This window comes from Cupriavidus sp. KB_39, assembly GCF_052114485.1.
Lineage (GTDB): Bacteria > Pseudomonadota > Gammaproteobacteria > Burkholderiales > Burkholderiaceae > Cupriavidus.
On sequence record NZ_JBFREV010000027.1, the window covers coordinates 39826 to 56947 of the forward strand.

Annotated in this window: 18 protein-coding genes; 4 read left to right on the plus strand and 14 right to left on the minus strand. The window is 67.9% G+C overall.

All coding sequences use genetic code 11. The features are described 5' to 3' along the window. Positions 1-40: 40 nt before the first annotated feature. From AB4Z27_RS19745 to phnN, 3 genes are read left to right on the plus strand one after another with little or no spacing between them, the layout of a single operon-like run. Positions 41-1273, plus strand: coding sequence for an alpha-D-ribose 1-methylphosphonate 5-triphosphate diphosphatase (locus tag AB4Z27_RS19745; RefSeq protein ID WP_092301992.1), 1233 nt, complete (start codon positions 41-43; stop codon positions 1271-1273). After that, complete coding sequence (locus AB4Z27_RS19750; protein WP_441645057.1) at positions 1270-2010, plus strand: DUF1045 domain-containing protein; 741 nt, start codon at positions 1270-1272, stop codon at positions 2008-2010. Before AB4Z27_RS19745 ends, AB4Z27_RS19750 begins: the two co-directional genes overlap by 4 nt. After that, on the plus strand, positions 2007-2606 hold the full coding sequence (gene phnN / locus AB4Z27_RS19755) for a phosphonate metabolism protein/1,5-bisphosphokinase (PRPP-forming) PhnN (protein ID WP_092301998.1): 600 nt from the start codon (positions 2007-2009) through the stop codon (positions 2604-2606). Before AB4Z27_RS19750 ends, phnN begins: the two co-directional genes overlap by 4 nt. A gap of 65 nt (positions 2607-2671) precedes the next feature. Here the strand turns inward: phnN and AB4Z27_RS19760 are convergent, their stop codons facing one another. From AB4Z27_RS19760 to AB4Z27_RS19815, 12 genes are all read right to left on the minus strand, one after another. Continuing rightward, positions 2672-3217, minus strand: a complete 546-nt coding sequence (locus tag AB4Z27_RS19760; protein ID WP_441645058.1) for a phosphonate degradation HD-domain oxygenase — start codon at positions 3215-3217, stop codon at positions 2672-2674. Further along, positions 3214-4035, minus strand: a complete 822-nt coding sequence (gene phnE, locus AB4Z27_RS19765) for a phosphonate ABC transporter, permease protein PhnE (protein ID WP_092292169.1) — start codon at positions 4033-4035, stop codon at positions 3214-3216. The genes AB4Z27_RS19760 and phnE overlap by 4 nt, the downstream gene beginning before the upstream one ends. 78 nt (positions 4036-4113) lie before the next feature. Next, positions 4114-5094 (minus strand): phosphonate ABC transporter substrate-binding protein, encoded by a 981-nt coding sequence (gene phnD / locus AB4Z27_RS19770; protein WP_092292171.1) that lies wholly within the window; start codon positions 5092-5094, stop codon positions 4114-4116. 87 nt (positions 5095-5181) lie between these two features. Continuing rightward, positions 5182-6030 carry a phosphonate ABC transporter ATP-binding protein gene (phnC, locus tag AB4Z27_RS19775; RefSeq protein WP_441593618.1) on the minus strand — a complete coding sequence of 283 codons (849 nt, stop codon included), beginning with the start codon at positions 6028-6030 and terminating at the stop codon, positions 5182-5184. A 129-nt stretch (positions 6031-6159) separates the two neighbouring features. Continuing rightward, positions 6160-7623, minus strand: coding sequence for a ribonuclease G (rng, locus tag AB4Z27_RS19780; RefSeq protein WP_092292175.1), 1464 nt, complete (start codon positions 7621-7623; stop codon positions 6160-6162). A gap of 82 nt (positions 7624-7705) precedes the next feature. After that, a complete protein-coding gene (locus AB4Z27_RS19785) occupies positions 7706-8320 on the minus strand; it encodes a Maf family protein (protein WP_092292179.1) in 615 nt (204 codons plus the stop codon). Between the two features lie 43 nt (positions 8321-8363). Further along, positions 8364-8843, minus strand: a complete 480-nt coding sequence (rlmH, locus tag AB4Z27_RS19790) for a 23S rRNA (pseudouridine(1915)-N(3))-methyltransferase RlmH (protein ID WP_092292181.1) — start codon at positions 8841-8843, stop codon at positions 8364-8366. 58 nt (positions 8844-8901) lie between these two features. After that, the gene (gene rsfS / locus AB4Z27_RS19795; protein ID WP_092292183.1) at positions 8902-9657 is read right to left on the minus strand and encodes a ribosome silencing factor; all 756 of its coding nucleotides are present in this window, start codon (positions 9655-9657) and stop codon (positions 8902-8904) included. Between the two features lie 44 nt (positions 9658-9701). Next, positions 9702-10409 carry a nicotinate-nucleotide adenylyltransferase gene (locus AB4Z27_RS19800; protein ID WP_441593621.1) on the minus strand — a complete coding sequence of 236 codons (708 nt, stop codon included), beginning with the start codon at positions 10407-10409 and terminating at the stop codon, positions 9702-9704. An 11-nt stretch (positions 10410-10420) separates the two neighbouring features. After that, positions 10421-11332, minus strand: a complete 912-nt coding sequence (hemF, locus tag AB4Z27_RS19805) for an oxygen-dependent coproporphyrinogen oxidase (protein WP_250025105.1) — start codon at positions 11330-11332, stop codon at positions 10421-10423. A 136-nt stretch (positions 11333-11468) separates the two neighbouring features. Then, positions 11469-12737 (minus strand): phosphoribosylamine--glycine ligase, encoded by a 1269-nt coding sequence (purD, locus tag AB4Z27_RS19810; protein ID WP_441645059.1) that lies wholly within the window; start codon positions 12735-12737, stop codon positions 11469-11471. A gap of 82 nt (positions 12738-12819) precedes the next feature. Then, positions 12820-13545: a YebC/PmpR family DNA-binding transcriptional regulator gene (locus AB4Z27_RS19815; protein WP_092292191.1), complete on the minus strand. Its 726-nt coding sequence runs from the start codon at positions 13543-13545 to the stop codon at positions 12820-12822. A gap of 168 nt (positions 13546-13713) precedes the next feature. Here AB4Z27_RS19815 and AB4Z27_RS19820 point away from each other — a divergent pair, with 168 nt between their 5' ends. Beyond that, positions 13714-15240, plus strand: coding sequence for a helicase HerA-like C-terminal domain-containing protein (locus AB4Z27_RS19820; protein ID WP_441645060.1), 1527 nt, complete (start codon positions 13714-13716; stop codon positions 15238-15240). Positions 15241-15309: 69 nt separating this feature from the next. Here the strand turns inward: AB4Z27_RS19820 and upp are convergent, their stop codons facing one another. Then, positions 15310-15960 carry a uracil phosphoribosyltransferase gene (gene upp / locus AB4Z27_RS19825; protein ID WP_092292195.1) on the minus strand — a complete coding sequence of 217 codons (651 nt, stop codon included), beginning with the start codon at positions 15958-15960 and terminating at the stop codon, positions 15310-15312. A gap of 158 nt (positions 15961-16118) precedes the next feature. After that, a complete protein-coding gene (locus tag AB4Z27_RS19830; protein ID WP_092292197.1) occupies positions 16119-17096 on the minus strand; it encodes a Bug family tripartite tricarboxylate transporter substrate binding protein in 978 nt (325 codons plus the stop codon). Positions 17097-17122: the final 26 nt, after the last annotated feature.

Genomic DNA, 17122 nt, shown 5'->3' on the forward strand with positions numbered 1-17122 from the left:
AGACATGCGAGTGTCATCAACCAGGGGTAGTGTGTTGCCCATGCCTACGACAAACCAAACTCATTCGGCGCGGCTGGCCGGCATCACGGGTCGCCGTGTGCTGGGCGCGGCCGCCATTGGCCCGGCAACGCTGGGCTTCGACCACGGCAGCGTCGCCTCGCCGCAGCAGGCGCCCGAGAGCGGCCCCTGCATCGATGCGGGCGATCTGCTGGTGCTGCCCGGCATCGTCGACATCCATGGCGATGCCTTCGAGCGTGCCGTGATGCCGCGCCCCGGCGTGAGCTTCCCGTACGCGGGCGCGCTGCTCGACGTGGACCGCCAACTGCTGTCGCACGGCATCACGACCGAATTCCACGGCGTGACGCTCTCCTGGGAAGGCGGCCTGCGTGGCGAAGCCTACGCGCTGCGCATGTTCGATGCCCTGGCGCACTTGCAGCCGGTGCTGGGCGCTTCCCACAAGGTGCACCTGCGCTTCGAGGCCTATCACCTCGCTGGCGTGGAGACCGCGCTGTCCTGGATGGCCGATGGCCGCGTCGGCCTGCTCGCCATCAACGATCACCTGCCGATGATGGCGCGCAAGATGGCCAACGACAGCAAGCTGGCCCAGTACGCCGAGCGCGCCGAGTGCGACCCCGAGACCTTCCGTACGCGCCTGCGCACGGCCAGCCGCAACGCGCAGGACGTGCCGGCGGGCGTGTCCAGCCTGATCGCGGCCGCCCGCGCGGCGGGCCTGCCGGTGGCTTCGCACGATGACCCGGACCTCGCCACGCGCCAGCACTATCACCGCCAGGGCTGTCATATCGCCGAGTTCCCGCTGACCATCGAGGTCGCAAAGCTCGCCCGCCAGATCGGCGACGAAACCGTGTTCGGCGCGCCCAACGTGGTGCGCGGCACCAGCCACACCGGCGCCCCCAACGCCACCGAGATGGTGGCGGCGGGCCTGTGCACGGTGCTGGCCTCTGACTATTACTACCCCGCGCCGATCCAGGCCGCGTTCAAGCTCGCGCAGCTTGGCGTGGTCTCGCTGGCCGAGGCGTGGCACCTCGTCTCGCGCAACCCGGCCCGCGCGGCTGGCCTGCGCGACCGGGGCGTGCTCGCGCCGGGGCTGCGCGCCGACGCCATCCTSGTCGATGACAGCGTGCCGGGCCTGCCACGCGTGTGCGGCACCATTGTCAACGGTGAGCTGAAGCACGCCACGCGCGTGCTGCCGATGATCGACATCGCCGAGGCCCGCTACACGGCGGACGGCGACGAAGGCAGTCTGGCCGCATGACGATGGCCGCACCGCGCTTCGCGATCTACCTGGCGCCGGCCGAGCCGTTCCGCACGTTCGGCGCGCAGTGGCTGGGGCGCGATGCCGATACCGGCGCGCCGCTGCCACTGCCRAAGAACCTCGGGCCGCGCCCGGACGCCTGGGTGGCGGCGCCCGCCCACTACGGCCTCCACGCCACGCTGAAGCCGCCGTTCCGGCTGGCGGCGGGCACGGATGGCCCGATGCTCGATGCCGCCGCGCGTGACTTCGCGCATGGCGTCGATGCCTTCCACGCCCGGCTGACGCTGCGCGCGCTGCGCGGCTTCCTCGCGTGGTGTCTCGATGACGGCACAGAGAGCCACGAAGGCGCCCGCCAGATGCACGCGCTGGCCGATGGCTGCGTGCTGGCCTTCGAACCGTTCCGCGCGCCGCCCACCGAGGCGGAGCTGCGCAAGCGCAAGCCGGACCAACTGAGCGCCGCCCAGCGGCGCATGCTCGAGGCGTGGGGCTACCCCTACGTGTTCGAGACCTTCACCTTCCATATCACGCTCACCGGCATGCTCGACGCTGCTGCGGAAGCCGCCGCGMTCGCGCAACTYGCGCCGGCCAGCCAGCAGCTCTGCAGCGCGCCGATGCATGTCGATGGCATCGCCGTGTTCGTGCAGCCCGAGCCCGGCGCCGACTTCCTCGTCGCGCGCCACTATGGCTTTAACGGCAGCACGCGCGATGGCGCCGGTGCAGCCTGGCTCGCATCATGACGATCTATACCCGCGCCAATCCCCACACTGATCCCCACGCGGACGGCCACGGCCTGTTCTACGTGATGGGCCCCTCCGGCAGCGGCAAGGACTCGCTGTTGCGCGCGCTGCGCGAGCGGCTGGGCCCGCAGGACCGCGTGGTGGTGGCCCATCGCTACATCACGCGCGCCGCCGATGCCAACGAGGCCTCGGTGGCGCTGTCCACGGACGAGTTCGCGCGCCGCCGGGCGCTCGGCTGCATGGCGCTGCACTGGCACAGCCATGGGCTGGACTACGGCATCGGCGTGGAGATCGAGGACTGGCTCGCGCGCGGGCTCAAGGTCATCGTCAATGGCTCGCGCGAGTACCTGCCGACGGCCGTCGCCCGCTATCCGGGCCTGTGCGCGGTGCACGTGCGCGTGAAGCCCGAGGCCCTGGCGGCGCGCCTGCGCCAGCGGGGGCGGGAGTCCGAAGCGGCGATCGCGCAACGKCTGGCGCGCGCGGGGCAGGCGTTCGACGTGCCGGCCGGCTGCAAGCTGGTCGAGATCGACAATAGCGGGGCGCTGGATGACTCGGCGGCGTCGTTCGCCCGGTTGATCGGGGTGAGGCACGACTGAGTTGTTGATCGTCGACAGCAAAGAAAAAGCCCGGGACTCCCGGGCTTTTTCCCTGGGCGCGTGGCTTACGCGTGCCGTGCGCAGCCGGCGGCGATGTCCAGATAGTGCGCCAGCGCCGGCGTCGGCAAACCCACTACCTTGGCCAGATCGTCGTAGCGGCGCAGCCGCACCGCCGCTKCGGCGTGCGGGCTGGCGATGAAGGCGTCTGCCTGCGCGGCGTCGTACGGGCCGCCCTGCAGGGCCAGGCTGTGGACCGAGGCCGGCGAGAGTGTGGCGAAGTAGGCCGGGTCCATCGCGCACAGGTAGCGCTTGGCGGCCACGTGCAGGCGCACGGGCTCGGTCACGTTCGCGCCGAACAGGTCGGCCAGCGCCTGCGCGGCGGCCTCCTGGTGGCGCATGTCGGTGGTGCTGCTCTCGGCCAGCATCAGATGGCCCACGTCGTGCAGCAGCGCGGCAGCCACCAGCGCCGCCGGCTCGCCGGCCTGCTCGGCCAGCTGCGCGCACTGCAGCGCGTGGGCGGTCTGGCTGATCGCCTCGCCGCCATACCAGTCCTTACCGTGGTTGGCGAACAGCGTCTCGATGCGTGCCAGGGTCAGGCGGTCCGCGCTCATACCAGCACCTTGCGGATCTGGGCGGACACGATGTCGATGCCGGTCACGAACAGGATGATGATGATCATCACCGCGCAGGTCTGCGCGTACTGGAAGCTGCGGATGATCTCCCAGAGCACGGTGCCGATGCCGCCGGCGCCGACGATGCCGACCACCGACGCCGAGCGCACGTTCGACTCGAATCGGTACAGCGCGAAGGACAGCCACAGCGGCAGCACCTGCGGGATCACGCCGTAGACGATCTCCTCGATCGGGCCGGCGCCGGTGGCGCGCACGCCTTCCACGGGACGCGGGTCGATGGCTTCCACGGCTTCGGCGAACAGCTTGGCCAGCACGCCGGTGGTGTGGATCCAGATCGCCAGCACGCCGGCGAACGGGCCGAGGCCCACGGCCACGATGAACAGCATCGCGAAGACCATCTCGTTGATGGCGCGGCAGGCGTCCATGATGCGGCGCGCCGGCTGGTAGACCCACACCGGCACGATATTGGCGGAGCACAGCAGGCCGAGCGGCACGGCCATGAACACGGCGATGGCGGTACCCCAGAGCGCGATCTGCACGGTCACGAGCATCTCGTCGAGGTAGTTGCGCCAGTCGCGGAAATTGGGCGGGAAAAAGTCGGCGGCGAACTTCGCCATGTTGCCGGAGTCGCGCAGCAGGTCCATCGGGCGCATGTCGGCGCCTTGCCAGGACATGGCGAGCAAGGCCAGCACGATCGCCCAGACCAGCATCATGGACAGCGAGGTGCGCGGCGGGCGGACGTTGCTGTGCGGCGCGGGGGACGGGGGCGGGAGGCCGGGCTTGGCGGTGGCGGTCATGGGGGGCATCGGATGGAATACGGTGAAGATGGCSCARGGCCGATGGCARCGCGCCATCGGCCCTGGGCGGGGTACGGCTTACTGGGCGCTGATGGCCTTGTCGATCTCGGCCAGGCGGCGCGATACGTCAGCCAGCTGCTTTTCCTTGTCGGCGGCGGCCAGCGTGGTGTCGGTCTCGATCTTGGACTTCTGCTTGGCCAGCTCGATCTGGCGGATGGGCAGCAGCTGCGCGTCCGACGAGACGCGGAAGCCCTGGTAGGTCAGCGTGGTCAGGATCTGCTTCTCGCGCGCAGCGTCGGCACCCTTGCCGTAGTTGACGAAGAAGTCCTGGATCTTCTTCTTCGTCTCGGCCGGCAGGTCCTTGCGGTAGACCATGGGGTCGGCGGCGATCAGCGGGCTCTTCCACAGCACGCGCACCTCGTCATAGGCGTTCTTGCCCGTGTTGATGCGATAGCGCTCGAAGTTCTCGGTGTTGTTCACGGCCACGTCCACCTGCTTGTTCAGCACGGAGAGCAGGTTGGTCTCGTGGTTGCTGATGCGCACGGCCTTGAACAGCGTCTTCGGCTCCACCTTGTGGGCGGCCCACAGGTAGTAGCCCGGCACGGCCGTGCCCGAGGTGGAGTTCGGATCGCCGGCGCCGTAGGAGAGCTCCTTGCCGCGCTTGATCACGTCTTCCACCGTCTTCAGGTCGCTGTCCTTGCGCACGACCAGCAGCGACCAGTAGCCCGGGTTGCCGTCCTTGTCGATCACGGACGCGAACACCTCGCCGTTGGCGCGGTCCACGGCTTCCATGGCCGACTTGTTGCCGAACCAGCCGAGCTGCACCTTGTTGAAGCGCATGCCCTCGATGATGCCGGCGTAGTCGGAGGCGAAGAACGGCTTGACCTGCACGCCGAGCGCCTTGCTCAGGTCGTCGATCAGCGGCTGCCAGGCGGTCTTCAGGTTCGACGACGATTCCGTCGAGATAAAGCCGATGTTCAGGGTCTTGGCGTCCTGGGCGTAAGCGGGCAGGGCCACGACGCCCGAGGCGACCACGGCGAGAAAGGTTCTGCGAAGCATGTGTGACTCCGTTTCGGATGAGTCGTTGTGGATAACGGCAAATGACGGCAATACAGCGGGAAAGCGAAAAGGGGGGCGCGGTGGCGATCAGGCGGCCGCGAGATTCATCGTGACCATGGCCGGCGCCGGCATGCCGCTGGCGGTGTCGGCTTCGTCGGGAACCGAGTCGTGGAGCAGTTCCTCGGCCTCGGTGCCGTACAGGTCGCGCAGCATGCCCGGGGTGAGTGCGGCGGACGGGCCGTCGTAGACCACCTTGCCCTGGCGCAGCGCCACCACGCGGGGGCAGTAGCGCATGGCCACGTCCACCTGGTGCAGCGACACCACCACGGCCACCTTGCGGGTGCGGTTGATCTGCGAGAGCAGCGTCATCACGCGGCGCGACGATTCCGGGTCGAGCGAGGCGATCGGTTCGTCGGCCAGGATGACCTTGGCGTTCTGCACCAGCGTCCGTGCGATGGCGGCGCGCTGCTGCTGGCCGCCGGAGAGCGTGGAGGCACGCTGAAACGCATAGTCGTCTATACCAACCTGGGCGAGGGCGTCGAGGCCGGCCTGCACTTCATCGGCCCTGAACAGGCGGAACAGGCTGCGCCAGGCCGGGATGCGGGTGAGCATGCCGACGAGGACGTTGGTGATCACCGGCAGGCGGCCCACCAGATTGAACTGCTGGAAAACAAAGCCGATTTCGGCGCGCACCTTGCGCACGTTGCCAGCCAGGCGGCCATGGCGCTGGATGGATCGGCCATTGACCAGGATCTCGCCAGCATCGCCGGACACGAAACCGGCCACATGGCGCAGCAGCGTGGACTTGCCAGAACCCGAGGCGCCCAGCAGGGCCACCATTTCTCCCGGCGCGACGTGCAGCGTGACATCGTCAAGCGCCTTGCGGTCCGCGCGGAACGATTTGCTGAGTCCGCGGACTTCGATTGCATGCGTCATGTCGACTCCCTTGCTTGAATGACTTGGCGCATTCTGGGGGGAGTGGATGACAGAACGATGACGCTGGGCGGGAGAGTGAGGGGTGAATGTCTGCGGGGTGAGGCATTGGGCGCGTGACGCCCAATGCACTTACATCAGGATGATGTCGTACTGTTCCTGATGGAACGTGGATTCCACCTGGAGCGAGATCGGCTTGCCGATAAAGTCGTTGAGCATCGCCAGATGCTGGCTTTCTTCCTCGAGGAACAGATCGATCACTTCCTGGGAGGCCAGGATGCGGAACTCGCGCGGATTGAACTGGCGGGACTCGCGCATGATCTCGCGCAGGATGTCGTAGCAGACCGTGCGCGGCGTCTTGACCTGGCCCTTGCCCGTGCAGACCGGGCACTGCTCGCACAGCACGTGYGCCAGCGACTCGCGCGTGCGCTTGCGGGTCATCTCCACCAGCCCGAGCTGCGAGAAGCTGTTCACGGTGATCCGGGTGCGGTCACGGGACAGCGCGCGCTTCAGYTCGGAGAGCACCGCGTCGCGATGCTCMACGTTCTCCATGTCGATGAAGTCGATGATGATGATGCCGCCGAGGTTGCGCAGCCGCAGTTGCCGGGCGATGGTGTGCGCGGCCTCGAGGTTGGTCTTGAAGATCGTGTCGTCGAAGTTGCGGGCGCCGACGTAGCCGCCCGTGTTGACGTCGATCGTCGTCATCGCCTCGGTCTGGTCGATCATCAGGTAGCCGCCGGACTTCAGGTCCACCCGCCGCGACAGCGCCTTCTCGATCTCGGCGTCGATGTTGAACAGGTCGAAGATCGGCCGCTCGCCGGTGTAGTGCGAGAGCCGGGGCAGYACGGCCGGGGTGTACTCCTGGGCGAACTCCACCAGCTTCTGGTAGTTCTCGCGCGAGTCGATCTGGATCACGCCCGTGGCGTCGTTGATGAAGTCGCGCAGCACGCGCTGGGCCAGGTTCAGGTCCTGGTACAGCAGGCTGGTGGCCGGCTGGGTGGTCGCGTTCAGGCGGATCGACGCCCAGATCTTGCGCAGGTAGGCGATGTCGTTGCCGAGCTCGTCGTCGCTGGCTTCCTCGGCGATGGTCCGCACGATAAAGCCGCCACGCTCGTCGCGCGGCACCAGCCCCTGCACGCGGGCGCGCAGCGCCTCGCGGTCCACCTCGCCCTCGATGCGCTGCGAGATGCCGATATGCGGGTCCTGGGGCAGGTACACCAGCGTCCGGCCGGCGATGCTGATCTGCGTGGACAGCCGCGCCCCCTTGGTGCCGATGGGGTCCTTGATGACCTGCACCATCAGGGCCTGGCCCTCGAACAGCGTCTTTTCGATGGCGAGCGGCGGGGCGCCGTTCTTGTCGGGGTCGCGCGGATGCCAGATGTCGGCCACGTGCAGGAAGGCCGCGCGCTCGAGGCCGATGTCGATGAATGCGGATTGCATGCCCGGGAGCACGCGCACGACCTTGCCGAGATAGATATTGCCAACCAGCCCGCGCGTCAGCGTGCGCTCGACATGCAGTTCCTGCACGGCGGCCTGCTGCACGATGGCAACGCGCGTCTCTTGCGGCGTGATGTTGACGAGGATGTCTTCAGTCATAGCGATGGATGCGCGCTGCCGTGTTGTCGGCGGCTTGTTGTTGTCGTTCGGCGCCGGGCGGGATGGCTGCGGGACGGGGCGCTCAGAAGCGCAGCCCGGCCTCGCGCAGCAGGGCCGCGGTCTCGAACAAGGGCAAGCCCATGATACCCGAATAGCTGCCGTCGATTCGTTCGACAAACTCGGCCGCGCGGCCCTGGATGCCGTACGCGCCAGCCTTGCCGAGCGGCTCGCCGCTGGCCACGTAGCGGGCGATCTCGGCGGCGTTCATCGGCCGGAAAGTGACGTGCGAGATCGACAGCGCATGGCGCTGGCCGAGCGTGGAAACCACGGTCACGGCGGTCAGCACGCGGTGGGTGGTGCCGGCGAGCGCGGCCAGCATCGCGGCGGCATCGTCCGGGTCGGCCGGCTTGCCCAGGATGTCGCCACCCCGGCATACCGTGGTGTCGGAGGTCAGAATCGGATGGTCGGGCAGGGCGCGGCGCTCGCGGCGGCGCAGGGCGGCTTCGGCCTTGAGCGCGCAGACGCGCTGCACGTAGGCGTCGGGCATCTCGCCGGGCAGCACGGCTTCGAGCGCTTCGGCATCCTCGTCGTCATCGGCGAGCAGCAGTTCATGGGAGACGCCGAGCTGCGTCAGCAATTCGCGGCGGCGCGGGCTTTGGGAGGCGAGGTAGAGGAGGTCGTGGGTCACGGCGCGCATCGGGAAAATCGATGCGGCGATTGTAACCGTCGGCGGCGGGAACTCAGACCCGGTGATACGGGTGGTTTTGCGTGACGGACCAGGCGCGGTAGAGCTGTTCGGCCAGCAGCACGCGCACCATGCCGTGGGGCAGCGTCAGGCTGGAGAGCCGGATCAGGGTGGTGGCGCGTGCCTTGAGGGCCGGGTCGAGCCCGTCTGCGCCGCCGATCAGGAAAGCCACGTCGCCGCCTTCGCGCTGCCAGCCGGTCAGCTGGTCGGCCAGCTGCACCGTGGTGAAGTCGCGCCCGCGTTCATCGAGCGCGACGATCCGGCACTGCTTGGACAGCGAACCGAGCACGGCGTCGATGCGCGCGGCTTCCCGCTGCATCACCGTGGCGGCGTTGTTGCTCGACGAACGGGCTTCCGGCTTGACTTCGCGAAGTTCGATGCGCAGCTCCGGCGGCATGCGCTTGGCATACTCGCCGAAGCCGGTTTCGATCCAGCCGGGCATCTTGTGGCCGACGGCCACGATCACGAGTTGCATGGGCGATCTGGCGATACCGGGTGGATCGGTGCGAACGGCTTAAGTCGACGCAGTCGACTCAGGCCGAGCGCTTGCGCGGCGCGGCGGTCTTGGTCGCAGCCTTCTTGGCGGCCGGCGCCTTGCGTGCGGGGGCCTTGGCGGCAGTCTTGGTCGCCGGCTTGGTGGCCGTCTTGGTCGCCACCTTGCGGGCCGGCGCCTTCACGGCCGGGGACTTGCGGGCCGGCGTCTTGGCAGCCGCCGTCTTGGTGGCGGCGCCGGTGCTGGTCTTGCGCACCGGCTTGCGGATCGTGGCGATGGCGTCCGGATCGGTGTCCTCGTGGCCCATCGGCGGCGAAGGCTCCTTCATGCCTTCCGGCAGCTTGGCCAGCGCCGGGCGCAGGCTCGAGGCACGGCGCGAGCGCGGTGCCGGCGCCGAAGCCTCGGCTTCGTCGTCGTCCATCGGCTCGCTGGCCTTGGCCAGGCTCCTGGCGCCGGTCAGCTTCACGCGCACCGGCTTGTCGCCCCAGATTTCCTCGAGGTTGTAGTACAGGCGCAGTTGCGGCTGGAGGATGTGCACCACGGCGTCGCCGCAGTCCACCAGCACCCACTCGCCCGTCTCCAGGCCCTCGACGGCAATGATATGGCCGCCGGCATCCTTCACCGTATCCCGCACAGAGGCGGCGAGCGCCTTGGTCTGGCGGTTCGAACTACCGCTGGCGATCACCACCCGGTCGAATAGTTCGGTCAGGTGAGTGGTGTCGAACACCTTGATGTCCTGCGCTTTGACATCCTCGAGCCCGTCGACGATGGCGCGTTGCAGTTTACGAATATCCATGGTGTCTTTCTTGTTCAGCTTCGTTCGGGATAGGGGCGAGCCGGTCAGGGATTGCGGTATAACCCGCGACTCGCGATGTAGTGTGCCACGCCGGCAGGCAGTTGGTCATCCGCCGCCTGGCCCTCAGCCAGGCGCTGGCGCAGGCCGGTGGAGGAAAGATCGACGGCAAGGGTCTGGTCGATCCACATCCGGCCGGAGGGCGTGCATTGTATCAGGTGCGTGTCCGCCAGCCGCTGGTTCATCGCCGCGAGCACCGGACCGTCCAGCGCGGCGAGGTCGAAACCGGGGCGGGTGGCGATGCACAGGTGCACTTGTTCGAACAATGCCTCCCAGCCGTGCCAGGTGTGCAGGCGCAGCAATTGGTCGGCGCCCATCAGCCAGGCCATGGAGGTATCCGGGGCGTATTCGTCGCGCAGGTGGCGCACCGTGTCGATGGTATAGCTCGGGCCGGCCCGGTCCACCTCCATGCGACTGACTCGTATCTTGGCGCGCGGGCTGTCCAGCGTGGCGGCGGCCAGCTCGGTCATGGCGAAGCGGTCGGCGGCGGGCGTCACATGGTCGCCCTTCTGCCAGGACTCSCCGGTCGGAATCCAGACCAGCTCGTCGAGCGCCAGATGGTCGATGCAAAGCTGCGCCAGCGAGACATGGCCGCGATGCGGCGGATCGAAAGTGCCGCCCAGGATACCCAGGCGGTACGGGCGGCCGGTGGACGGGGCGGGGTCGGTGGCGCGGGAATCTTCGGGAACAGTCATCACACTCGCCGTCAGGCCCACTCGCGTGCCGGCAGGAAGTCGGTGTACAGCGCGGCCTCCGCGCTGCCCGGCTCGGGTTGCCAGTCGTAGCGCCAGGTTACCTGCGGCGGCATCGACATCAGGATGGATTCGGCGCGGCCGCCCGATTGCAGGCCGAACAGCGTGCCGCGGTCGAATACCAGGTTGAATTCCACATAGCGCCCGCGCCGGTAGGCCTGGAAGTCGCGCTCGCGCGCGCCGTAGGGCGTGTCYTTGCGGGTTTCGAGGATAGGGAGGTAGGCGTCGAGGAAGGCGTCGCCGACCGATTGCATCATCGCGAAGCTGCGATCGAAGCCCAGCGCGGCGAAATCGTCGAAGAACACYCCGCCGATGCCGCGYGCCTCGCCCCGGTGGCGCAGGAAGAAATACTCGTCGCACCACTGCTTGAAGCGCGGGTACAGGTCGTCGCCGAACGGTGCCAGCGCGGTCTTGCAGGTGCGGTGGAAGTGCGCGCAGTCATCGGCATGGCCGTAGTACGGCGTCAGGTCCATGCCGCCGCCGAACCACCAGACCGGGTCCGCATCCGGCTTCACGGCCACGAAGCAGCGCACGTTCATGTGCACCGTCGGCACGTACGGATTGCGCGGATGGAACACCAGCGAGACGCCCATGGCCTCGAAGCTGCGCCCGGCCAGTTCGGGCCGGTTGGCGCTGGCCGAGGGGGGCAGGGTGTCGCCGCGCACGTGGGAGAAGCCCACGCCGGCGCGCTCCATCACGGCGCCGCCTTCCAGRATGCGGGTGCGGCCACTGCCGCGCAGGCGCTCGGTCGGCGGCTTTTCCCATTCGTCGGTCAGGAATGGCTGGCCGTCCACGGCGGCGATGGCGTCGGTGATGCGGTCTTGCAAGCCGAGCAGGTAGGCGCGGACTGCCTGGGAGTCGATCATGATGGGCGGAATCGGATGGGCCGGTAGCGCGACGGCCGCCGCCCGGAGGGCGCGGCCGTCATGGCGCTGTCATGATTGTACCGGCTGGACTCCCGCCGCGCCTTGGAACGTGGCGCGCGGGTGTCCGGCGCGCGCATCAGCGCTTGATGGCGCGGTAGCCAATGTCGGTGCGGAACTGCGCGCCGTCGAAGCGGATCTGCTCAACGGCCGCGTAGGCGGCGCGCTGCGCGGCCTTGACGGTGTCAGCCAGCCCCACCACGCAGAGTACGCGGCCGCCCGAGGTCAGCAGGGTGCCGTCCTTGAGCGTGGTGCCGGCGTGGAACGTCACGGCCTCGGCCGTCTCGGCGGGAATGCCGGTGATGGCATCGCCCTTGCGGGGCTCTTCCGGGTAGTTGTGGGCAGCCATCACCACGCCCAGCGCGGTGCGGCGGTCCCAGTCCAGCTCCACCTGGTCGAGCTTGCCGTCCACGGCCGCTTCCATCACGTCSACGAGGTCGGTCTTCAGGCGCGCCATGATCGGCTGCGTCTCCGGGTCGCCCATGCGGCAGTTGAACTCGAGCGTTTTCGGGTTGCCGTCCTTGTCGATCATCAGGCCGGCGTACAGGAAGCCGGTGTACGTGATGCCATCCTTTTCCATGCCGCGCACGGTCGGCATGATGATCTCGCGCAGCGCGCGGGCGTGCAGCGCCGGCGTGACCACCGGGGCGGGCGAGTAAGCGCCCATGCCACCGGTGTTGGGGCCGGCATCGGCGTCCAGCAGGCGCTTGTGGTCCTGGCTGGTGGCCAGGGCCAGCACGTTCTTGCCGTCCACCAGCACGATGAAGCTGGCTTCCTCGCCTTCCAGGAATTCCTCGACGACCACGCGCGCGCCGGCATCGCCGAGCTTGTTGTCGGCCAGCATCATGTCGACGGCGTCGTGCGCTTCTTCCAGCGTCATCGCCACGACCACGCCCTTGCCGGCGGCCAGGCCATCGGCCTTGATCACGATCGGGGCGCCCTGGGCGTCGATATAGGCGTGCGCGCCGGCCGCATCGGCAAACGTCTGGTAGGCAGCCGTGGGGATGTTGTGGCGATGCATGAACGCCTTGGCGAAGTCCTTGGAGGACTCCAGCTGGGCGGCGGCCTGGGTGGGCCCGAAGATGCGCAGGCCACGGGCGCGGAACACGTCGACGATGCCGGCGGCCAGCGGGGCCTCGGGGCCGACCACGGTGAACGCCACCCCTTCGCGCTCCACGAAGGCGGCGAGCACCTCGGGATCGGTCAGCGGCACGTTCTGCAGGCGCTTGTCGAGCGCCGTGCCGCCGTTACCCGGCGCCACGTACACCACTTGCACCTTGGGGGACTGGGCCATTTTCCACGCTAGCGCGTGCTCACGTCCGCCCGAACCGACAACCAATACTTTCATGATCCACTGCCAGAAAAGAAACGCATGCGAAAAGCGGCAGCTGGCCGGGGCCGGGCTGCCGCCATGGGGCGCGGCGGAGGACTTAGTCCTCGATCACCGCGTTGGTGAAGACTTCCTGTACGTCGTCCAGGTTTTCCAGGGCGTCCAGGAGCTTCTGCATCTTGACCGCGTCGTCGCCGGTGAAGCTCACCTCGTTCTGCGGCTTCATCACCACATCGGCCAGCTCGGCCTTGAAACCGGCCGCTTCGAGGGCGGACTTGACCGTCGAAAAGTCGTTCGGCGGGCAGGTCACTTCGATCGAGCCGTCGTCGTTGGTCAGCACGTCATCGGCGCCGGCTTCGAGCGCGGCATCCATCAGCTTGTCCTCGGGCGTGCCCGGCGCGAACAGGAACTGGCCGCAGTGGGTGAACATGAAGGCCACAGAGCCTTCCGTGCCCATGTTGCCGTTGTGCTTCGAGAACGCGTGGCGGACTTCGGCCACGGTACGGGTACGGTTGTCGGTCAGGCAGTCGACGATGATCGCCGCGCCGGCCAGGCCGTAGCCTTCGTAGCGGATTTCCTCGTAGTTCGCGCCTTCCAGGCCACCCACGCCGCGCTGGATCGCGCGCTGGATGTTGTCCTTGGGCATGTTCGCGTCCATGGCCTTGTCGATCGACAGGCGCAGGCGCGGGTTGGAGTCGGCATCACCGCCGCCGAGCTTGGCGGCGACGGTGATTTCCTTGATCAGGCGCGTCCAGATCTTGCCCCGCTTGGCRTCAGCGGCGGCTTTCTTGTGTTTGATATTGGCCCATTTTGAGTGACCGGCCATGATTCTCTCCGAGGCGGAATAGCTGTGGTGCAGCGTGCTGGGTGGCGCTTCTGGCGGCCACGCCATGTGATGGATGTGCCAATTTGCTGGCTATAATCAGCGCAGGATTTTATCACGCGGCCCCCGCCTTCCGATCCCGGATACCGCCGCTATCACCACGAGACCATCATGGCCGACCCCATCCTCATCGCCAAGAACGCCGACTGCGAGCTCGTCCTGCTGCCCGAGATGGGGAATCGGCACGGTCTCATCACCGGCGCCACGGGTACCGGCAAGACCGTCACGCTGCAGACGTTGGCGCAGGGCTTCTCGCGGCTGGGGGTGCCGGTGTTCATGGCGGACGTCAAAGGTGATCTGTCAGGCATCTCCCAGGTCGGCAAGCCATCGGACAAGCTCAAGGCCCGCCTGGCGGAACACGGGCTGCCCGAACCGGTCTGGGGCGCCTGCCCGACCACGCTCTGGGATGTCTTTGGCGAAAAGGGGCATCCGGTGCGCGCGACGGTCTCGCACATGGGGCCGCTGCTGCTGTCGCGGATGCTCGAACTCAACGACACCCAGCAGGGCGTGCTGAACCTCGTGTTCCGCATTGCCGATGCCAACGGCCTGCTGCTGCTCGATGCCAAGGACCTGCGCGCGATGCTCCAGCACGTGGGCGACAACGCCAGCCAGTTCACCACCGAGTACGGCAATATCTCGGCGGCTTCCATTGGCGCGATCCAGCGCGGGCTGATCGCGCTGGAGTCGCAGGGCGCGGACAAGTTCTTCGGCGAGCCGATGTTGARCCTGGAGGACTTCATCCAGACCGAGAAGGGGCAGGGCGTCGTCAACATCCTCGCCGCCGACAAGCTGATGAATGCGCCCCGGCTGTACGCTACCTTCCTGCTGTGGATGCTGTCCGAACTGTTCGAGCGGCTGCCCGAGGCCGGTGACCTCGACAAGCCCAAGCTGGTCTTCTTCTTCGACGAGGCGCACCTGCTGTTCAACGACGCCCCCAAGGCGCTGCTGGACAAGATCGAACAGGTGGTGCGGCTCGTGCGGTCCAAGGGTGTCGGCGTGTACTTTGTGACGCAGAACCCCGTAGATATTCCCGATACCGTCCTGGGCCAGCTTGGCAACCGCGTGCAGCACGCGCTGCGCGCGTTCACGCCGCGCGACCAGAAGGCGGTGAAGGTGGCCGCCACGACCATGCGTCCCAATCCGAAGCTCAATCTCGAACAGGCGATTGGCGAACTGGGCGTGGGCGAGGCGTTGGTCTCATGCCTGGACGCCAAGGGGACGCCAGTCGTCACCGAGCGCGCATGGGTGCTGCCCCCGGGCAGCCGCATCGGCCCGGCCACGCCAGACGAGTGCAAGGCCCTGATCGCCAATTCGCTCGTGGCYGGCACCTACGARAAGACCGTRGACCGGGAATCGGCCTACGAGAAGCTGCGCGGTAGCGTGGCGACCGCCGGCAATGGCCAGACACAGGCACAGAAACCCGGCACTCCCCAGCCGCAGGCCGAGGAGGGCGGTAGCAGCTGGGCCGGCGAAATCTTCGGCTCGCTGACCAAGGGCACCGGCAAGACCGGCCGCGGCGACTCCATCCTCGAATCGATGGCCAAGTCCGCCGGCCGGACGCTCGCCTCGCAAGTCGGCCGGGAACTGGTCCGTGGCGTGCTGGGCAGCCTGCTGGGCGGCGGCGGGCGAAAGAAGTAGGGSCGCTCAGCGCGGCCCATCCTCATTAAATATGGCGYATRAGGCGCATCAAGCGCCTCACATTTCACATCAGTTCTTGGTGCCGAACAGCCGGTCGCCGGCATCGCCCAGGCCCGGGATGATGTAGGCGTGCTCGTCCAGATGGCTGTCCAGCGATGCCACGTATAGCCGCACGCCCGGGTGGGCCTTCTGGAACACTTCCACGCCTTCCGGCGCGGCGACCAGTGCCACGAAGGTGATGGCTTCGTCCTTCACGCCGCGCCGCTTGAGCACATCAACCGCGTGCGCGGCCGAATAGCCCGTGGCGACCATCGGGTCGCAGAGGATGAAGCTGCGGTCTTCCACGTCCGGCAGGCGCACCAGGTACTCCACCGGGCGATGCTGTTCGTCTCGGTACACGCCGATATGGCCGATACGGGCCGACGGAATCAGCTCGACCAGGCCATCGCTCATGCCTACGCCGGCGCGCAGCACCGGCACGATGGTCAGCTTCTTGCCGGCGATGACCGGGGCTTCCAGCGGCACCAGCGGGGTCTCGATGCGGCGCGTGGTCAGCGGCAGGTTGCGCGTGATCTCGTAGCCCATCAGCAGCGTGATCTCGCGCAGCAGCTCGCGGAACGTGCGCGTGGACGTGTCCCTGTCGCGCATGTGCGAGAGCTTGTGCTGGATCAGCGGGTGATTGAGGATGAACAGATTGGGGAAACGCGGATCTTGTTTCATGGCGGCGGCAGGCTCGGCGGAGGGTGGTGGGCGCGCGGGCMTGGCAAGGCCGGCGCGGCGCCCGATGCAGCGGGATTGTAATGGATGCCGCCCCGCTCCACGCGGCCATCTCCGCCACCATYSGGGCCGCCGGGCCCCGCCTTTGAWCTCGTCCCGCCTTAGTCCACCGTGATGGCCGCCGACTTCGCCACTTTGCCGAAGCGCTCGTACTCGGTCAGCGTCAGCGTCTGGAGTTCGGCCGCGCTCGATCCCTTCGGATTGAAGCCGGCCTGCTGCAGCTTGTCGCGCACCTCGGGGCGGGCCAGCGCCTCCACGAAGGCCGCGTTGAGCGCCTGCACCACCGGCGCCGGCAGGTTAGCCGGGCCGTAGACGCCGAACCACGGCTCCACGGCGTAGCCGGGCAGGCCGGCTTCGGCCAGGGTCGGCACGTTGGGCAGCGACGGCGCGCGGGTCTTGCCGGCCACTGCCAGCGCGCGCAGCTTGCCCGCCTGGATATGGGGCAGCGAGGCGGGCAGGTTATCGAACATCACCTGGATATGGCCGCCCAGCAGGTCGTTGATGGCCGGGCTGCTGCCTTTGTAAGGCACGTGGGTCAGGCCGGTCTGGGTCATCTGGGAGAACATCGCGCCGGCCAGATGCATCGACGTGCCGGTCCCCGCCGTGGCATAAGTCAGCCCCGGGTGCGCCTTGGCATAGGCAATCAGCTCCGGCACGGTCTTCACGGGCAGGCTTTCGCTGACCTCCAGCACGATGGTCGAGGTGCCCAGCAGGCTGATCGCCGTGAAGTCCTTGCGGGGGTCGAACGGCACGTGCTTATAGATATGGGGATTGAGCGCGTTCGTCGAAATCGCCCCGAAACCGATGGTGTAGCCATCGGCAGGCGCCTTGGCCACGGCTTCCATGCCGATGTTGCCGCCTGCGCCGGGGCGGTTCTCCACCACTACCGGCTGGCCGAGCTTCTCGGCTACGCGTTGGCCGACGGTGCGGGCGACGAGGTCCGTGGTGCCGCCGGCGGCGTAGGGCACCACGAAGCGGATCGGCTTGGCGGGGAAGGCATCGGCGGCGCCGGCGGGGGTGGCCGCGGCGGCGAACAGGACGCCGGTGGCAAGGACGGCGCGGGCGAACGGGAAGGGCATGGCTCGGTGTCTCCGTATTTCTCTAG